Origin of the sequence: Pseudoduganella aquatica (assembly GCF_020865585.1) — a bacterium.
GTDB lineage: Bacteria > Pseudomonadota > Gammaproteobacteria > Burkholderiales > Burkholderiaceae_D > Rugamonas > Rugamonas aquatica_A.
Map to the genome: position 1 here is coordinate 1,117,632 of NZ_CP086370.1, position 17,278 is coordinate 1,134,909.

14 protein-coding genes are annotated in these 17,278 nt (G+C 66.1%); 5 read left to right on the forward strand and 9 right to left on the reverse strand.

The features are described from left to right. Positions 1 to 11: 11 nt before the first annotated feature. Positions 12 to 308, reverse strand: a complete 297-nt coding sequence (locus tag KT882_RS04945) for a transcriptional regulator (protein ID WP_228894691.1) — start codon at positions 306 to 308, stop codon at positions 12 to 14. Positions 309 to 755: 447 nt separating this feature from the next. Here KT882_RS04945 and KT882_RS04950 point away from each other — a divergent pair, with 447 nt between their 5' ends. Beyond that, the gene (locus KT882_RS04950; protein WP_228894695.1) at positions 756 to 2,081 is read left to right on the forward strand and encodes a Fic family protein; all 1,326 of its coding nucleotides are present in this window, start codon (positions 756 to 758) and stop codon (positions 2,079 to 2,081) included. Here the strand turns inward: KT882_RS04950 and KT882_RS04955 are convergent. After that, a complete protein-coding gene (locus KT882_RS04955) occupies positions 2,059 to 3,561 on the reverse strand; it encodes a response regulator (protein ID WP_161074511.1) in 1,503 nt (500 codons plus the stop codon). The genes KT882_RS04950 and KT882_RS04955 overlap by 23 nt on opposite strands. 366 nt (positions 3,562 to 3,927) lie before the next feature. Between KT882_RS04955 and KT882_RS04960 the strand changes: the two genes are divergently transcribed. Both KT882_RS04960 and KT882_RS04965 read left to right on the forward strand, forming a co-directional pair. Continuing rightward, positions 3,928 to 6,177, forward strand: a complete 2,250-nt coding sequence (locus KT882_RS04960) for a PhoX family protein (RefSeq protein ID WP_228894696.1) — start codon at positions 3,928 to 3,930, stop codon at positions 6,175 to 6,177. 101 nt (positions 6,178 to 6,278) lie between these two features. Further along, complete coding sequence (locus KT882_RS04965) at positions 6,279 to 6,797, forward strand: DUF3016 domain-containing protein (protein WP_161074509.1); 519 nt, start codon at positions 6,279 to 6,281, stop codon at positions 6,795 to 6,797. 3 nt (positions 6,798 to 6,800) lie between these two features. On the opposite strand, the gene KT882_RS04970 is transcribed toward KT882_RS04965, so the two are convergent. Together KT882_RS04970 and KT882_RS04975 are read right to left on the reverse strand one after the other, a co-directional pair. Then, positions 6,801 to 7,244 carry a thioesterase family protein gene (locus tag KT882_RS04970; RefSeq protein WP_161074508.1) on the reverse strand — a complete coding sequence of 148 codons (444 nt, stop codon included), beginning with the start codon at positions 7,242 to 7,244 and terminating at the stop codon, positions 6,801 to 6,803. Positions 7,245 to 7,293: 49 nt separating this feature from the next. Continuing rightward, complete coding sequence (locus tag KT882_RS04975; RefSeq protein WP_228894697.1) at positions 7,294 to 8,481, reverse strand: PQQ-dependent sugar dehydrogenase; 1,188 nt, start codon at positions 8,479 to 8,481, stop codon at positions 7,294 to 7,296. 185 nt (positions 8,482 to 8,666) lie between these two features. Between KT882_RS04975 and KT882_RS04980 the strand changes: the two genes are divergently transcribed. Both KT882_RS04980 and KT882_RS04985 read left to right on the forward strand, forming a co-directional pair. Then, the gene (locus KT882_RS04980) at positions 8,667 to 9,149 is read left to right on the forward strand and encodes a DUF2306 domain-containing protein (protein WP_228894700.1); all 483 of its coding nucleotides are present in this window, start codon (positions 8,667 to 8,669) and stop codon (positions 9,147 to 9,149) included. Between the two features lie 46 nt (positions 9,150 to 9,195). After that, on the forward strand, positions 9,196 to 11,064 hold the full coding sequence (locus KT882_RS04985; protein WP_228894701.1) for a sensor domain-containing phosphodiesterase: 1,869 nt from the start codon (positions 9,196 to 9,198) through the stop codon (positions 11,062 to 11,064). On the opposite strand, the gene KT882_RS04990 is transcribed toward KT882_RS04985, so the two are convergent. The 5 genes from KT882_RS04990 to KT882_RS05010 all read right to left on the reverse strand — a co-directional run bounded on the left by KT882_RS04990 (position 11,061) and on the right by KT882_RS05010 (position 17,255). Then, positions 11,061 to 11,213 (reverse strand): DUF1427 family protein, encoded by a 153-nt coding sequence (locus tag KT882_RS04990; RefSeq protein WP_161074505.1) that lies wholly within the window; start codon positions 11,211 to 11,213, stop codon positions 11,061 to 11,063. The two genes, KT882_RS04985 and KT882_RS04990, sit on opposite strands and share 4 nt — an antisense overlap. Beyond that, positions 11,210 to 11,446: a DUF1427 family protein gene (locus tag KT882_RS04995; protein ID WP_161074504.1), complete on the reverse strand. Its 237-nt coding sequence runs from the start codon at positions 11,444 to 11,446 to the stop codon at positions 11,210 to 11,212. Before KT882_RS04995 ends, KT882_RS04990 begins: the two co-directional genes overlap by 4 nt. Positions 11,447 to 11,457: 11 nt before the next feature. Next, positions 11,458 to 13,332, reverse strand: coding sequence for an amidohydrolase (locus KT882_RS05000; RefSeq protein ID WP_161074503.1), 1,875 nt, complete (start codon positions 13,330 to 13,332; stop codon positions 11,458 to 11,460). A 94-nt stretch (positions 13,333 to 13,426) separates the two neighbouring features. Beyond that, a complete protein-coding gene (locus KT882_RS05005) occupies positions 13,427 to 14,116 on the reverse strand; it encodes a dienelactone hydrolase family protein (protein WP_228894704.1) in 690 nt (229 codons plus the stop codon). A gap of 67 nt (positions 14,117 to 14,183) precedes the next feature. Next, on the reverse strand, positions 14,184 to 17,255 hold the full coding sequence (locus KT882_RS05010) for a DUF4097 domain-containing protein (RefSeq protein WP_228894707.1): 3,072 nt from the start codon (positions 17,253 to 17,255) through the stop codon (positions 14,184 to 14,186). Between the last annotated feature and the right edge of the window lie 23 nt (positions 17,256 to 17,278).

Sequence of the window (17,278 nt, forward strand, 5' to 3'; positions counted from 1 at the left end):
CTTCCTATTCCTCAAACTGTATAGGTTGTGATATGTCCATTTCCTGATATTTTTATATGTAATATTTCAGAGAGCAGTTGCGCAATGTTGGACGGATGAGCATTTATCAGGCTAAGAATTCCTTCACGCAACTCATCGCTGGCTGAGAGTTGAGCCAGCGCCGGGGAGCGTGCGACTGTTTCGATAGCAACAGAAATGAAGGGAACATCGTCTGCCGCTTGTTCCAGGCATGCCTCCAGAAACAACACGATATCTTCTCGGGTTTGTAACTGCTGTGAGGTGTCCCACGGGGTAAGTTCGATAGTCATGGTTTTTCTCGCATGGACTTGACGAGTTTAATAGCAGTTTATTCTCATTTCCGCGACCCCACCACCGACCGGAGAGCAGTCTCTGAAGTTCCCAAGAGATGCCCGTTCGACTCGCGTCCGAATGTGTGCGACCACGTTGCCTCAAGGGGACTTGCCTTCGTATTGCTCAATCTTCTGGTCTTTCAGCGCCATAAGCGTTTTTTGTCCCAAGCCTCGATTTGTAATCAAAATTTTAGGCGCATAATCGTTTTCGAGTACTTCTGAACGATTTTAATCATGGTTACCGCAGGGACAAGGGCAGGGTGGCGATGGCTGGCGGAGCGGTATGGCGCCGAGCCTGTCCAGCCTTTGCCTGCCGCGAGCAGCCTTCCTGCATCTGTCCGTCCTGCACATGATCTGCAAGCGCAGCTTACTTTTGCACTAAAACATGAGCGTTTGCATCTGGAGTTGCTGGCGCGCCTGTTTGCGCGGATTGAACCGCTTGAGCTTGAAGTGTGGATCAGGCGAGAGCCTACCGGGCAATATGCGCGCAGGGCGGGGTTCTTTTTCGAGTGGCTGACCGGGCGGACGCTCGCTGTGCCGGATACCGCCGCGGGCAACTACGTCGACGCCATTGATGCCGGCGCTTATCTCACTTCCACATCGTTTATCGCAGTGAAGCGCTGGCGGGTGCGCAACAATTTGCCGGGCACGTGCCAGTTTTGTCCGGTGGTGTCGCGCAGCCCGGAGGTGCTGGCGGCCGAGGCTATCGATTTTGCCCACGCGCTGGCGGAGCTTGAGTCGGCCTACGGACAGGATATTCTCCAGCGCAGCGCAGTTTGGCTGACGATCAGGGAAAGCCGCGCCAGCTTCGCCATTGAGCACGAGGAGAGCCAGCAGGGCCGCATCCAGCGCTTTGCTGCCACGATGGAGTCCATGTGCGGCCGCTCGGAGGATCCGTTGGCGCTGGACAGCCTGGCGGCCTTGCAGGCCAGCATACTGGGGCCGGCCGCAACACGCTACGGCCTGCGCCGCTCGCCGGTGTTCGTCGGCCATCTCAATACGTATAGCGACGTGGTCGACTACATCGCCCCGCATTGGGACGCGATCCTGCCGTTGCTCGAAGGCTTGCGGGCCAGCCTGGCGTGCACGGTGGGCCGGCCGCCGGCCGTCCGCGCGGCGGTGGCGGCGTTCGGTTTTGTCTATATCCATCCCATGTCGGACGGGAATGGCCGGATTTCGCGCTTTCTGATTAACGATATCCTGCGGCGTGACGGGGCAGTGCCGGCGCCCTTTATTTTGCCGGTGTCGGCCTCGATCACGCGCTCGGCCTTCGCGCGCGCAGTGTATGACCAGACGCTGGAAGTCTTCTCCCGGCCGCTGATGCGCAAATACGCGCAGCAGTACCAGTTTGGCGCCATGGCGGAATACGAGGATGGCGTCCGCTCAAACTTCCAGTTCGGCGCTTACGAGGATGCGATGGCTGCCTGGCGCTATCCGGACCTGAGCAAACATGCGGCTTACCTGGGCGGCGTGCTGCGGCACACCCTGGCCGAAGAGATGCCGGACGAGGCGGCGTATCTGCGCGGCGTCTACAGCGCGCGGCGGAAGGTGAAGAACTGGCTGGAAGGGCCGGATGCGGAAATCGACCGCATCGTGCGCGCGGTGCGCGAAAACGGCTGGGCGGTGTCGAATAAACTGAAGAAGGAGTTCCCGATGCTGGCCGACGCCGAACTGGCCGGCCGCATCGAGCACGCCGTGCAGGCGGCGTTCAGTCCGGGAAGCGCTCGTTGATGGCCAGCGCCTTGTCGATGTTGTTGATCAGGTGCTCGACGTAGACCGGGTCCAGGTGGTGGCCGGCCACTTCGCGCAGGTGGCTCACCACCTGGTCGACCGGCCACGCTTCCTTGTAGCAGCGCTTGTGCATCAGTGCGTCGAAGACGTCGGCCACGGCCACGATGCGGGCGTACAGGTGGATCTTGTCGCCGCGCAGGCCTTGCGGGTAGCCGCTGCCGTCGAATTTCTCGTGGTGCTGGTGCGCGATGACGGCGGCCGCTTTCAGGATCGGGCGCTGCGAGCCGTCCAGGATGGACAGGCCCACCGCCGGATGCTGCTTCATGATTTCCCATTCGGCCGCGTCGAGCTTGCCCGGTTTCAGCAGCACCGCGTCCGGCGTGGCGATCTTGCCGATGTCGTGCATGGGCGCGGCGTGGCGCAGCACCGCCACTTCCTCGTCCGGCATGCCGCTGGCCACGGCCAGCAGATGGCACACCTCGGACATGCGGCGCACGTGGTTGCCCGCCTCGTTGGAGCGCGATTCCACCACGTCGCCCAGGCGCAGGATCAGCTCGGCCTGGGTGTCGGTGATTTCCTGCGTCAGCAGGATGTTGTCGAAGGCGATCGCCACGCCCGAGCAGAACACTTCCAGCAGCTTGGCGTCGATGTCGGAGATTTCTTCCACGCCCTTGAGCACCAGCAGCGAGGCCTTGCCGCTGCTGTTGGGGAAGTAGCCGACATAGGTGTCGCCGTGCACGCGGGAGATGCGGTTGCTCTTGGCGTCGTCCAGCTGGGCCAGCAGGTCGGGCGTGAGGATGTTTTCCTCGTCGCCGATCTGGGCCAGGATTTCGTATTCATGTTCGCCGCTGATGGCGGTGGCCGCGCGCAGGCGCAGCAGCATGCTGTTTTCCAGGCGCAGCAGCGCCACCACCTGCTGCAGCAGGCCGTTGGCGAAGTCCTTCAGGTTGCGCTGCTGGAAGATATGGGCCGAGGCGGCGATCACGCGCTCCAGGCCTTCGCGGTAGTTCAGCTGCGCAATGCGCGCTTCCTCCACCTTCATGATGTCGCGGTATGCGCGCAGCGCGGCGAAGGTGGTGGTGAACAGCTTGGTGCGGTCGAGCTCGGTCTTTTCCTTGTAGTCGTTGATGTCGTAGTTGACGATCACGCGCTCTTCCGGCGCCTGGCCCGGCTGGCCGGTGCGCAGCACGATGCGGGTGAACTGGTTGTCCAGCTCCTGGCGCATCCAGCGCGCCACTTCCAGGCCGCTGTCCTCCTGCTCCATCACCACGTCCAGGAACACCAGCGCGATATCCTGCTCGCGCGCCAGCACTTCCTTGGCCTCCGCGCCGCTGTAGGCATGGACGAAACTGAGCGCGCGGCCGTCCAGGCGGAAGCGGGTCAGGGTCAGCTTGGTGACGTCGTGGATATCGGGTTCGTCATCGACCAGCAGAACTTTCCATGGCGCTAGCTTGGGCGAAGGTGAGGACAAAAAAGACATATAGGCGTATTCCGCAAAAAGACACTCGTATGCGCAATTTTTAGGCGCATTCTTTCGATTGTAGTCTCACATCCGTTGAATTAACAACAGGCAATAATCATTACGATATGGCCTTACAACAGATGCCTGTTTTTCATAGCGAAACTGCATGCTGCATCGGCCCCGGCGGCGCCTCGCCAGTGACTGATATGAAACAGTACTTCACTTTTGACAATATTGTCCATCGATTCAAAAGAAAACTGTTAAGCACGGATAAATTGTCCATGACAAAACTAGGATAGCAGGCAGGGGCCCCGGTCACAATGTTGTCATTTATTCCTCCTAGAATGGCGGGCGTCGCACCCTCCCAACTCAGAGACCAAGAATATGAACAGCAAAGACCGCGTGCCAGCCTCCATCGACCCAGACGATATCGGCTACAACGATACCCCGAACGAACACTTCAGCGCCGTGCTGGAACAGCGCATCAGCCGCCGCAACCTGCTGCGCGGCGGCGCCGCCGGCGCTGCCACCGTGGTGCTCGGCTCCATGGGCCTGACCGCATGCGGCGGCGACATCAATTCGCCTGCCGTGCCGGACCCTGTGGTGCCGCCGCCCCCGGCCGAAAAGCTGCTCAGCTTCAGCGCCGTGCCGAAGAGCCTGGCCGACCTGGTTACCGTGCCGGCAGGCTACACCGCCACCGTGCTGTACGCGCTGGGCGACCCGCTGACCGCCACCGCCACCGCCTTCAAGAATGACGGCAGCGACGCCGACTTCGAAAACCGCGCCGGCGACCACCACGACGGCATGGAGTTCTTCGGCCTGAGCGCCGACGGCAAGGCGTCCACCAGCGCCGTCGAGCGCGGCATCCTGGCCGTCAACCACGAAGCGACCACCAACCAGCAGCTGTCGTCCTTCTTCATCCACGCCAACGGCGGCAGCAACACCCTGCCGCGCCCGGCCGCCGAGATCGACCGCGAAACCGCGCTGCACGGCCTGTCCATGGTTGAAGTGCGCAAGACCGGCGGCAAATGGGAATACGTCAAGGATTCGGCCTTCAACCGCCGCGTCACCTGCCTGACCGAATGCGAAATCTCCGGCCCGGCGCGCGGCAACGCGCTGCTGGTGACCAAGTACTCCAAGGACGCCAGCAAAACGCGCGGCACCCTGAACAACTGCGGCACCGGCAAGACCCCGTGGGGCAGCTTCGTCTCCGGCGAAGAAAACTGGTCCGGCTACTTTGTGCGCGGCGCCGCCGACAATGCCGCGCGCGGCAACGACAAGAGCGTCGCTGCGCTGAACCGCTACGGCCGCAGCCAGGGCGCGGCATCGCGCCACGGCTGGGAAAGCGGCGGCGCCGACGACAAATACGCGCGCTGGAACAACAGCAAGCTGGGCGCGTCGGTGGACGGCAGCGACGACTACCGCAACGAAATGAACGGCATGGGCTACATCGTGGAAGCCGATCCGTACAACAAGGCCAAGGCCGTCAAGAAGCGCACCGCGCTGGGCCGTTACGCGCACGAAAGCGCCGCCTTCGGCAAAGTGGTGGCCGGCCAGCCGCTGGCCGTCTACATGGGCGACGACTCGCGCAACGAGTACATCTACAAATTCGTCTCCACCCAAGCCTGGAACCCGGGCGACGCGGCCCTGGCCGACGTGCTGGCCGTGGGCGACAAATACCTGGACTCGGGCAAGCTGTACGTGGCCAAGTTCGGCGCCGACGGTTCCGGCAGCTGGATCGAGCTGAGCATCACCAACCCGCTGATCGCCGCCTACACCGGCTACAAGTTCGCCGACCAGGCCGACGTGCTGATCAACGCCCGCCTGGCTGGCGACGCGGTCGGCGCCACCAAGATGGACCGTCCGGAATGGTGCTCGGTCAACCCGGCCAACGGCGAAGTGTATTTCTCGCTGACCAATAACAGCAACCGCACCCCGACCCCGAGCGGCTCGTCCGCGCTGGCCCCGGACGGCCCCAACCCGCGCGCCTACACCGACATGAAGGGCACGACCGCGCAGAGCGGCAACCCGAACGGCCACATCCTGCGCATCAAGGAAGCGCTGGCCGGCTCCACCGCGCTGGCCTTCAGCTGGGACGTCTACCTGTTCGGCGCGGAAAGCGGCGCCGACGCGGGCAAGGTCAACCTGTCCAGCCTGACCGCCGACCAGGACTTCTCCAGCCCGGACGGCCTGGCCTTCAGCCCGTCCACCGGCATCTGCTGGATCCAGACCGATGACGGCGCCTACACCGACGTCACCAACTGCATGATGCTGGCCGCGCTGCCGGGCCAGGTGGGCGACGGCAAGAAAGTCACGCTGACCTACCCGACCACCGGCACCGGCACCTTGGCGGTGGACACCTTTGTCGGCAAGACCCCGACCGCCGACACGCTGAAGCGCTTCCTGGTCGGCCCGGTGGACTGCGAACTGACCGGCATCTGCGAAACGCCGGACGGCAAGGCGCTGTTCGTCAACATCCAGCACCCGGGCGAAACCACCAGCCAGGCCAATATTGCCGACCCGAGCAAGTACACCAGCCAGTGGCCGTCCAGCATAGGCTACGGCGCGGGCAAGCGTCCGCGCTCGGCCACCATCGTCATCACCAAGAATGACGGCGGCCGCATCGGCAGCTGATCGCCGGGGGAATTGGTAAGAAAGCGTTTCAGCGCAGCACAAGGCACGGCAAACGGGGGTATATTAGGATGATCCGCCATCTTTATGCTGAAAGGATCATCATGCGTGCACTTCGCAACCCCGTAGCCGCGCTGGCGCTGGCCGGCATCGCCGCCATGGCCAGCGCCGCCGCCGTGGCCGGCGCCACGGTGACCTACACCGACGCGCAGAAATTCGCCGACATGCCGTTCTCGCCGGTGGAGCGCGAGCGCGTGCTCGACAGCCTCAGCAAGCATTTCGCCGAGCTGGGCAAACTCCTGCCTCCCGGGCAGGAACTCAAAGTGACCGTGACCGACATCGACCTGGCCGGCCGCATCGACTACAGCCGCCGCAGCGCGAACGACATCCGCATCATGCGCGGCATGGCGGACTGGCCCCGCATGGAGCTGCACTACAGCCTGGAGGAAGGCGGCAAGGTGCTGCGCAGCGGCGACGCCCGGCTGTCCGATATGAACTATCTCGAGAACGCGCGCCTGTCCACCGCCAACGACGAGCTGCGCTATGAAAAGCAGATGCTGGACAACTGGTTCAGCAAGACCTTCGACGTGAAAGTGCGCGGCGCGCGGCCTTCGCGCGGCTAGGCCTTAGTCCAGCCAGTTCACCCGGGGGAATTTCGCCAGGAAATCCTCCGGCATGGGCACCACCTGGCTGCGCTTGTAGTTGAAGAAGACAAAGCCCGACTTGGCCATCGCCACCAGCGCCTGGTCCTGCGGGCGCGTGATGCGGAAGGTGATGTCGCCGCCGTATTTGTTAAAGTCCATCACCCCCACCTCGAACAGCAGATGGTCGCGCGCATGGCCCTCGGCCTTGTAGGTGGTGGCCAGGTCGGTGACGATAATGCCGGTGCCGTCCGCCTCCGTTTCCCGCACGCCGAACTCGAACAGGAAGCGCGCGCGGGCCTCCGAAATCATGGAGATCATCGAATCGTTGGCCAGGTGGTTGGCCCCGTTGATGTCGGTGACGCGCACGGTCAGCTGGGTGGAAAAATAGAACTGGTCTTCCGGGAATTCAAGTTTCAAACGTGCCATGGCGGTATCAGCGGAATGGGCGGGTTGCGATGCCGCCATTCTATCGCGTTCAGCGGCGCACGATGCGGAACACCTGGCCGCTGCCGGCCAACAGATACAGCTCGCCCTGCGCGTCCTGGCCGAAGGACAGCACATTGCCGGGGTTGTCCACCGCCCACTCCTGCGCCCCGCTGACCGCCCCGTTGCGATAGGCGAAACTCTTCAGATAGCCCTTGCAATAGTCCGAGTAGAAATACGTGCCCGCCAGTTCGGGGATGGCCGCGCCCCGGTACACATAGCCGCCGGTGATGGAGCAGCCGTTCACGTCGTTGGCGCCGTGCTGGTACTCGAACACCGGCAGGGTCAGCCCGGCCTGGTTGCAGCTGGCGGCGTTGTAGCAGGCCGTGCCCTCCATGATGTTCCAGCCGTAGTTCAGGCCAGCTTGCGTGGCGGGCGCCACGTCCACCTCCTCGCGCTGGTCCTGGCCCACGTCCGCGATGTAGAGCAGGCCGTCGCCGCGGTCGAAGGAGAAGCGCCACGGGTTGCGCAGGCCGGCGGCCCAGATCTCGCCGCGCCGTCCGGCCTGGCCCGCGTAGGGATTGCCGGAAGGGATGCCGTAAGTCTGGCCCGGCACCACGATGCCCACGTCCAGGCGCAGGATTTTCCCCAGCAGCGAATTGAGGTTCTGGCCGTTGCGCAGCGGATCGCCGGCGCCGCCGCCGTCGCCGGTGCCGATGTAGAGATAGCCGTCCGCGCCGAAGGCCAGCTGGCCGCCGTTGTGGTTGCTGAACTCGCGGTGGGGGATGGTGATGACGCGCCCGGCGGTGGCCGGGTCGGCCAGGTTGGCGTTGGTGTCGGAGACCTTCATGCGGTCCACGGCGATATCGCCGTTGCTGTCCGTGTAGTAGATGAAGAAGCTGCCGTTCTGCGCGTACTGCGGATGGAAGGCCATGGACAGCAGGCCGCGTTCGCCGGCGCTGGTGGTCTGGCTGCTGATGTCGAGGAAGGGCGTGGCCAGCAGCGCGCCGTTGGCAAACACGCGGATGCGGCCGGGACGCTCGACGATGAACAGCCGGCTGTCGCCGGCCGGCGCGGTCAGGTACAGCGGCTGCGAGAGGCCGCTCGCCACCGGCTGCAAGGCCAGCTGCAGCGCGGCTGGCGGCGCGGTGACGCTCATGCCCCCGCTGCCGCCGCCGCACGCGGCCAAGCCCGCCAGGGCGCAAGACAGAACCAGCAGTTTCATCGCAGACGATCGCATGGCAGCCTCCCTCGATATCGCGCCATTCTATCGGCGCCGCGCGGCCGGCGGCGCGCCGCACGTACACGCAGCTTGCGCCGTTTTGGTGCGTCCATCCCTGCCTTTCGCGATAGGACGGCTGGGCGCTTGAGGATTAGCATTGAATGGCAGCAAGCCCTCAACTTTTCACGCTAAGGAAAGACATCATGCTTGGACTTACTCCACTCGGCGCCATCCACACCGCCATCAGCCTCGTTGCGCTGGCTGCGGGGCTGGTGGCCTTTTTCCGCGACAAGGGCATCAACCCCGCCAACGCCGTGGGCCGGGTCTATATCTGGACCACGGTGCTGACCTGCCTGACCGGTTTCGGCATCTTCCAGCACGGCGGTTTCGGCAAGCCGCACGCGCTGGGCGTGATCACCCTGCTGGTGCTGGGCCTGGCCTGGCTGGCCGCGCGCGGCAGCCTGTTCGGCGCCAAGGCCGCCGCCGTCATGACGGTGTCGTATTCGCTCACCTTTTTCTTCCACCTGATCCCCGCCATGACGGAAACCTCGGTGCGCCTGCCGGTTGGAAAGCCCCTGGCGGACAGCCCGGAAGCCGAATGGCTGAAGATGGCGTCCGGCGTCCTGTTCCTGCTTTTTCTCATTGGCGCAACGCTGCAGGTGAGGCGGCTCAAAAAAATGCAATAACTACATTTTTGTGTCACCATGCTTGTTCGCAAGGAGGAGAGTAAGCATGGATGTCAGCACCCTGGAAGAGCTGCCACCGTCCTGCCTGGATGGGGAGACCGAGCAGCGCCGCCTGGCCGAGGTGTCGCGCTATGCCATGACGCAGGACCGCAGCGACCCCAACCTCGACTACATCACCGAACTGGCGATCCGCTCGGTGGGCGCGGACATCGGCGGCATCAGCATCGTCTACCAGTCGCAGATCTGGCTGCCGTCCCGCGTCGGCATGGAGGAGCGCCACGTGCCGCGCTCGGGCTCCTTCTGCACCTGGGCCGTGGGCGCCGAGGGCGACTGGTTCGAGGTCGCCGACGCCAGCAGCGATCCGCGCTTCCGCACCAACCCGCTGGTGACCCATGCGCCGCACTACCGCCACTACGCCGCCGTGCCGCTGTCGGGCGCGCGCGGCTACCTGCTGGGCACGCTGTGGGTGATGCGGCGCGAGGCCGGCAGCTTCTCGCCCGACCAGGCCATGCTGCTCAAGGGCATGGCGCGGCTGGTGGTCGATACGCTGGAACTGCGCTACTGCAACGACATCACCGGCATGTCCAACCGCAACGTTTTCCTGCACCATTTGCAGCTGGGCCTGGAGCAGACCCGGCTGCCGCACGTGATGGCCGGCTATATCGACCTGATCGGCTTCCGCCAGCTCAATGAAGTGTTCGGCCGCAACGCCGGCAACCAGGCCCTGCGCATCGTCGGCGAGCGGCTCACCGAATGGGCCGGGGCCAGCAACCTGGTGGGCCACCTGGGCGGCGACAAATTCGCCTTCGCGCTGTTCGGCGACCGGGCCGCGCAGGCGGTCAGCCTGGAGCGGCTGAAGAACGAACTGAGCGCGCCGTTCACGCTGGAGCAGGGCGGCACCCAGGCGCTGCACGCGCGCATCGGCGTGGAGCACCACGACACGCCCTACCTGGGCTCGGCCGCCAGCCTGCTGGACGCGGCCGAGACGGCGGCCTCGTCCATCAGCAGCGCCATGCTGCGCACCACGGTCAAGGAATACGGCTTTGAATTGCTGGCGCGCTCGCACATGGTGTTCGAGCTGCAGGGCGCGCTCGACACGGCGCCGGCGGCGGGCGCCACCGCCCAGCACGGCGAACTGGTGGCGCACTACCAGCCGCAGGTGGACTATGCGCAGGGACGGCTGATCGGCATGGAGGCGCTGGTGCGCTGGCGGCATCCGTCGCGCGGCCTGGTGGCGCCGGGCAGCTTTATCCCGCTGGCCGAAAGCACCGACAAGATCTACGACATCGACCTGCGCGTGCTGACCCAGGTGTGCCGCGACATGCGCTCCTGGCTGGACGCGGGGCTGCCGGTGGTGCCGGTGTCGCTGAATTTTTCGCGCCGCTCGCTGCTGCATGCCGACCTGCTCGGCGACCTGAAGCGGCTGCTGCATACCTACCGCATACGCGGCGAGCTGCTGGAATTCGAGGTGACGGAAAGCCAGCTGCTCGAGACGCTGGAGCTGGTGTCGCCGCGGGTGGCGCAGCTGCGCGCGCTGGGCGTGCGCATTGCGGTGGACGACTTCGGCACAGGCTACTCGAATCTGGACGCCATCAACAGTTTCCCCTTCGACCGCCTCAAGGTGGACCGCCAGTTCGTGCACGGCGTGGCGGGCAGCGAGCGGGTGGCGGGGCTGTTCCGGCTGATCCAGGGGATCGCCGAGCTGTTCAGCGCCGAGCTGCTGTGCGAAGGGCTGGAGCACGAGGCCGATCTGGCCTGGCTGGCCGAGCGCGGCGCCACGCGGGTGCAGGGCTGGTACTTCAGCGCGGCCCGCACCTCGGAGGAGATCGTCGCCATCCTGGCCGCCCTGCGCGCGCGCGGCTCCGGCGCCGCCCCGCTCACCATCCCGGAACTGCGCGCGCTGCTGCAGTCTTAAAGCAGGCCGGCGGTGACGTAGCCGGCGGTCATGGCGACCACCAGCAGGGCGCCGACCGGCGTCGGCGGCGAGGGGGAGGGGATGTCGAACCAGCGGCAGACGCCGCCCACGGCCAGGCCCAGCAGGGCGCCTATCAGCAGCGCGCTCATAGTGAGGCCTCGTCTGGCTTGCGTTCGAGCGCGTGGCCGCCGCAGTGCTTTTTGTTCTGCGCCGCTTCCCGGCACAGGTAGCGGTCCACCAGCCAGTAGCCGCTGCTCATGGCGAAGACCAGCAGCGCGCCGCTGAGCACCGGCGGCGAGGCGGCCGGGATGCCGAACAGCTTGCATCCGGCGCCCACGACGAAGGACAGGACCAGGCCCAGTACGATTTTGGTGTAGTTCATGGCGTCCTCCGTCAGAATGCGAAGCAGCTGCAGCCCAGCGCGCCCCAGAAGCCGCTGAAGTCCGACACCGGCACCGGGGAGCGGCGCGCGCGGTCGTGCGAGTGGGCGTGCACGCCGCATGGTCCCTGGCATTGGTGCGGCAGCGCGGCCTGCGCGGCCGGCGCCGGCGCGGCGCGGCGCCAGTGGCCGGGCGTGGAGGACACCGGCGACCAGTCCGGCAGCACCGGTATGGCGGGCGGCGCCAGCGGCGTGAATTCGGCCTGGCCGTAGACCACTTTGCCGCCCACGATGGTGAGCACCGATTCGATCGATTTGATGGCTTCTTCGTCCACCGTGAAGAAGTCGGCCGAGAGCACCGCCAGGTCGGCCAGCATGCCTTCCTTGATGCGGCCTTTCTTGCCCTGCTCGCTGGAGAACCAGGCGCTGCCGGCCGTCCACAGTTCCATGGCGGTGTCGCGCGAGAGCTTGGCGCCGGCGTCGTACAGGCGCATGCCGCCCACGGTGCGGCCGGACACCAGCCAGTACAGCGCGGTCCACGGGTTGTAGCTGGCCACCCGGGTGGCGTCGGTCCCGGCGCCCACCGGCACGCCGGTCTCCAGCATGCGCTTGATGGGCGGGGTGGCCTTGGCCGCTTCCGCGCCGTAGCGCTCCACGAAGTATTCGCCCTGGAAGGCCATGCGGTGCTGGATGGCGATGCCGCCGTTGAGCGCCTTCACGCGCTCGATATTGCGCGGGCTGATGGTTTCGGCGTGGTCGAACATCCAGTGCAGGTCGCCGAAGGGGATGTCGCGGTTAACCTTCTCGAACACGTCCAGCATGCGCGAGATCGATTCGTCGTAGGTGGCGTGCAGGCGGAAGGGCCAGCGCTTGCCGACCAGGTGGCGCACGACTTTTTCCAGCTCCGCTTCCATGTCCGGGTTCAGGTCCGGGCGCGGCTCGAGGAAGTCTTCGAAGTCGGCGGCGGAGAACACCAGCATTTCGCCGGCGCCGTTGTGGCGGTAGAAGTCCGTGCCCTGGCCGGGCGTGACCATGTCGGTCCACTTTTCGAAGTCTTCCAGCTCCTTGCCCTTGTTCTGCGTGAACAGGTTGTAGGCGATGCGGATGGTAAGCTGGTCGTCGCGCGCCAGCTGGTCCACCACCGAGTAGTCCTCGGGGTAGTTCTGGAAGCCGCCGCCGGCGTCGATGGCGGAGGTCACGCCCAGGCGGTTCAGCTCGCGCATGAACTGGCGCGTGGAGTTGATCTGCAGGTCCAGCGGCAGCTTGGGGCCCTTGGCCAGCGTGGCATACAGGATCATGGCGTTGGGGCGGGCGATCAGCATGCCGGTGGGGTTGCCTGAGGCATCGCGCTGGATCTCGCCGCCGGGCGGATTCGGCGTGTCCTTGTCGTAGCCCACCACGCGCAGCGCGGCGCGGTTGAGCAGGGCGCGGTCGTACAGGTGCAGCACGAACACCGGCGTGTCCGGCGCGGCGGCGTTGATCTCGTCCAGCGTGGGCATGCGCTTCTCGGCGAACTGGAATTCGTTCCAGCCGCCCACCACGCGCACCCATTGCGGGCTGGGCGTGCGCAGCGCCTGTTCCTTGAGCATGCGCAGGGCGTCGGCCAGCGAGGGCACGCCTTCCCAGCGCAGTTCCAGGTTGTAGTTCAGGCCGCCGCGTATCAGGTGCAGGTGGGAGTCGTTCAGGCCGGGCACCACGCTGCGGCCGTTCAGGTCGATGACCTGGCTGGTGGGCGTGCGGTGGCGCATCACCTCGTCGGCGTCGCCCACGGCCAGGAACTTGCCGCCCTGGATGGCGACCGCGCTGGCTTGCGGCTGGGATTTATCGACCGTGTGGAAACAGCCGTTGATCAGGATTAGGATGGGTTCGGGTGGGGCGTGCGTGCTCATGCGGTTCTCCAGTCATCGTATGCCAGCAGTATGCCGCCGTGGACGGCGGCAGACTATGCGCCATAGGGGAGAGACGGCGTCTCCGGGGCCGCGCTCACAGGGTTTCGCTGAGGAAAACCAGCGTGTGGCCGTGCGCCAGCGCGGCGGGCTGCTGGCGGTAGCTGGCGCGGTGGTTGCAGTTGAAGCCGTGCTCGGCCTCGGTGTACAGGTGCACTTCCACGTTGTCGCGCTCGTCGAAGCGTTCGGCGATGTGCTTGACTGCGTCCAGCGGGATGTGGCTGTCGCGGGCGCCGAAGTGCAGCATCAGCGGCACGTGGATGTCGTCGGCGCGCTCGAGCGCGTTCTGGATGCCGCCGCCGTAGTAGGCGACGGCGGCGTCCACGTCGCCGTTGGCGGCGGCATGGTAGGCCAGCAGGCCGCCGTAGCAGTAGCCCAGCGCGGCGATCTTGGCGCCCACGCCGGGCAGGGCGCGCAGGGCTTGCGCGGCGGCGCGCACGTCGGCCTGGGCCTGGGCGGGGCCGTTGGCCTGCTTGAGCTGCACGGCGCGCTGCCAGTCGGCCTCGCCGTAGCCCAGCTCGATGCGCGCGCCTTCGCGCCAGAACAGGTCCGGCGCCAGCACCACGTAGCCGTCCGCCGCGTACTGCGCGGCCACGCCGCGGATGTGTTCATTGACGCCGAAGATTTCCTGCAGCAGCACGATGCCGGGGCCGCTGCCGCCGCGCGGCACCAGCCAGGCGCCGAATGCGCCGTCGTCGCCCTGTATCTCTATCCACTTGCCGTCCATGTCCGCTCCTGTGCCGTTGTTGGGGAAACGGCCATGCTACCGCAGTTCGGACCGGCCGGCTGGCACGCTAGTGGAGTTCGCGCAGGTAGATGAAGGGCGAGCGGTAGACGCCGTAGTTGAGGCGGCCGACGGTGCTGGGCAGCCAGGGGAAGGCGTTCACGCGCACATCCACGCTGCCGTCGCGCCCGGCGCCGGGGGCGGCCAGGTTCAGGTAGGAGAGGCCTTTGCTTTGGCGGAAGTCCAGCGTGGGGGGCGTGGAGTCGGCCGCCAAGCCGGCGTAGCAGCCGCCGCCCGTGTACAGGTTGCGGGTGCAGTTGCCGAAAGTGAGCACGCCGGCGGCGCTCAGCGCGGTCGTGCCGGCGGTGGCTTCGGCACTGTTGCGCAGGAATTCGGTCCCGGTCCAGTATTGCGATTCCACTTCCACGCGCCGCTTGAGCAGTGGCGAGCCGTAGCTGTGCGCCACCTTCAGGCGGCCGCTGGCCACGGCGATGCCCGCTTCCACGGCGCCGGCGCGCAGGGAGGTCACGCCGTCGCCGCCGGGCGTGGTTTCGGTGGCGCGGAAGAACACGTTGACCGGGCTCGAGATGAGATTTGTGGCTACGCTGGGCATATAGGGCGGGCCGGGCGAGTAGGACTTGCTGAAGGCGTAGCTGACGCTGCCCAGGCCGTTGCCGCCGGTGAAGACGAAGGCCGTGGGGACGGCGGGGCCGCCGGTCAGGCCAGCGCCGACCGGCATGCTGCGGGCGGCGTTGTCCACGGGGCGGTATTCCGGGTTGTCGTTGTCGTTGGGGGCGGCGGTGCCGGTGGCGCCGGCCGCGTTCCAGGCGGTGATGGTGAGCGGGCGCGCGTAGGTGGCGGCGTAGTTGGTGGTCAGGCCGCCGGCGGCGTTGCGGGCGCTCACCGTCAGGCCGAAGGGCTGGGCCGCGTAGACGAAGCGGCCGCCGCTGCAGCTAATGCTGAACACGCCGCTTGGACACACCATGACGGGGGAGGCGTTCGGCGTGGTGAGGGCGGTGTCGAAGTGGTCCGGGATAAAGCGGCCGATGTTGCCGCTGGTCCCGCTGCCGACCAGCGCGGCGGGCAGGTTGTTGTACAGGCTGCCGTTGTTGAGCGCGTTGTTGGTGGTGGCGGTCAGGGTGATGATGCCCACCTCGTCCCAGCTCAAGTTGCTGACCGTGAATTTGCCCGACGAGGCGTTGCCGCCAGCGACGATAGCGGCCGAGATGGTGCTCGCGTTGGGCACGGACAGCGTGCCTGCGTTTGCCCCAGCCGGCGCGATCAATTTATGCGTGAAGTCGACCCGCGCTGGTTGGCTCTCTCGGCCGAAGTTCGTACTCACCACATTGTTGTTGCTCAAAGCCGTCACCTGCACGCTGAAATTTGCACCAGCGGTTGCGAATGGCTGATCGGTGGCGCTGGTGGCGGCGGGATTGGATACACCGGCTGCAGTGATGCTGCCTATGCCGTAGTGGTGTGGGACGACCAGGATATCCGGGCTGGAAGCGGTAATGAAGTTGGCGCCACTGGCCGTGTATTCCGCCGACAGCGCCAGCTTTCCCACGTCGTCGTAAGCCAGCGTACCTTTAGCCTTACCGTTGCCGTCGAACGCCAGCGGCAGGTTGGCGCTGGCGGCGCCGGTGAAGCCGCCGCTACCGCACACCAGCGTGGCGGTAGCGGTGCTGCCGGAACCGCTGTCGTTGGTCAGGTTGACATTGCGGCTCTGCGTGTTGTTATTCGTACCAGGGTCGGTGTAAGCGCAGCGCAGCGTCAGGGACTTGGTGCTGTTGGCGATGAGCGGTACGCAGCTGGACGGCGTTTGCAGATCTGCTTTCAAGGCCTCCACCGTGAAGGTACCGCTGACCCCGGCCAGGCGCGCACCACCGGACACTGTAAACCCCTCTGCGGCGAACGCCACGCTGCAGGACGCGCCGGACGGCGAGCTGCAGGTGGCCGCAGCCGTGGCTGCCGGCGTGACGGAGGTGATGGTCAGGGTGGCGTTGCCGGCCGTGGTCTGGCGCACATAGGCGCTGGCGATGCCGTTGCTGAAGCTGAACACGGGCGCCGGCGAGTCCACCGTGTTGGGCGCCAGCGACACCTGCGCGCTGCCGGTGTACAGCGTGCTGCAGGATGCGTCGGCGCAGGCCTTCACGCTGACCGTCTCCGGCTGGCAGGTCAGGCCGTTGCCGTCGTGCGTGATCTGGTAGTGGTGCACGGTGTTGGCGGCGGGCGGCGCGCAGACGGTCTTGTAGGAGGTGTTCGCGTAGCCGCTGCCGTCATCCACGCAGCTGCACGGGCTGCCGGCGCTGCCGGTGCGGCAGGTCACCGCCTGGTAGACGCGGCCGTGCCAGTCCAGTTCCAGTGTGTCCACCAGCGCGGTGCCGGTGATGTAGGCCTCCGAGGAGAGCAGCTTGACCGCGCCGGCCACCACGTTGCCGTTCACGCTGCTGGCCGAGGAGATGGTGAGCGAGGTGTTGGCCGTGACGTTGCCGTTCACGCGCGAGGGCGAGGCGTCCAGCGTGACCACCGGCGCCACCAGGTTGCCGTTCAGCGTGCTGCCCGAGGACAGGTTGAAGGACACGCTGGCCGTCACGTCGCCGGTCAGCGCCACCGGCGAGCCGGTGGTGATCTTGCTGCCGGTGATGGGGCCGATGATGGTGGCGTGCGAGGCCAGGTCGATCTGGCCGGTGGAGGTCAGCGTGCCGGTCACCTTGGTGTCCGAGCCGGTGCCGATCTTCATGCTGGCGGCGCTGATGTCGGCCACGATGGTCTGCACCTGGGCGCCCATCTTGAACTGGCCGCTGGAGACCAGCGCGCCGCCGCTGATGTTCAGGTTGGACGGCTTGATGTTGCCGATGTCGAGGTCGCCCGCCACCTGCAGCTGCGCCGTGCCGCTCATGTTGAGCTGCTGGTTGAAATCGAAGTTGATGGGGCCGGTCAGCACCACCTTGTAGCCGCTGGCGATGGTCACGTCCAGCGTGGCGGCGAAGGGCGGGCAGCTGTAGCTGGCACTGGCGGCGGTATAGCTGCAGCCGGCCACCGCGCCGCCATTGAAAACGGCTGCTGTGTTGGCCAGGGCCGGCGCGGCGGCCAGCCAGGCCAGCAGCGCGGCGAGGAGGGTGAGCAGGGGAAGCTGGGGCATAAGGGGAGTGGCCCGGATCGTCG

Excerpts from the sequence above, each read along its gene's own strand:
- KT882_RS04990 (WP_161074505.1), bottom strand. The coding sequence starts at position 11,213 with ATGAGCGCGCTGCTGATAGGCGCCCTGCTGGGCCTGGCCGTGGGCGGC.
- KT882_RS05010 (WP_228894707.1), bottom strand. The coding sequence starts at position 17,255 with ATGCCCCAGCTTCCCCTGCTCACCCTCCTCGCCGCGCTGCTGGCCTGG.
- KT882_RS04955 (WP_161074511.1), bottom strand. The coding sequence starts at position 3,561 with ATGTCTTTTTTGTCCTCACCTTCGCCCAAGCTAGCGCCATGGAAAGTT.
- KT882_RS05005 (WP_228894704.1), bottom strand. The coding sequence starts at position 14,116 with ATGGACGGCAAGTGGATAGAGATACAGGGCGACGACGGCGCATTCGGC.
- KT882_RS04985 (WP_228894701.1), top strand. The coding sequence starts at position 9,196 with ATGGATGTCAGCACCCTGGAAGAGCTGCCACCGTCCTGCCTGGATGGG.
- KT882_RS04975 (WP_228894697.1), bottom strand. The coding sequence starts at position 8,481 with ATGCGATCGTCTGCGATGAAACTGCTGGTTCTGTCTTGCGCCCTGGCG.
- KT882_RS04970 (WP_161074508.1), bottom strand. The coding sequence starts at position 7,244 with ATGGCACGTTTGAAACTTGAATTCCCGGAAGACCAGTTCTATTTTTCC.
- KT882_RS05000 (WP_161074503.1), bottom strand. The coding sequence starts at position 13,332 with ATGAGCACGCACGCCCCACCCGAACCCATCCTAATCCTGATCAACGGC.
- KT882_RS04960 (WP_228894696.1), top strand. The coding sequence starts at position 3,928 with ATGAACAGCAAAGACCGCGTGCCAGCCTCCATCGACCCAGACGATATC.
- KT882_RS04945 (WP_228894691.1), bottom strand. The coding sequence starts at position 308 with ATGACTATCGAACTTACCCCGTGGGACACCTCACAGCAGTTACAAACC.
- KT882_RS04965 (WP_161074509.1), top strand. The coding sequence starts at position 6,279 with ATGCGTGCACTTCGCAACCCCGTAGCCGCGCTGGCGCTGGCCGGCATC.
- KT882_RS04995 (WP_161074504.1), bottom strand. The coding sequence starts at position 11,446 with ATGAACTACACCAAAATCGTACTGGGCCTGGTCCTGTCCTTCGTCGTG.
- KT882_RS04980 (WP_228894700.1), top strand. The coding sequence starts at position 8,667 with ATGCTTGGACTTACTCCACTCGGCGCCATCCACACCGCCATCAGCCTC.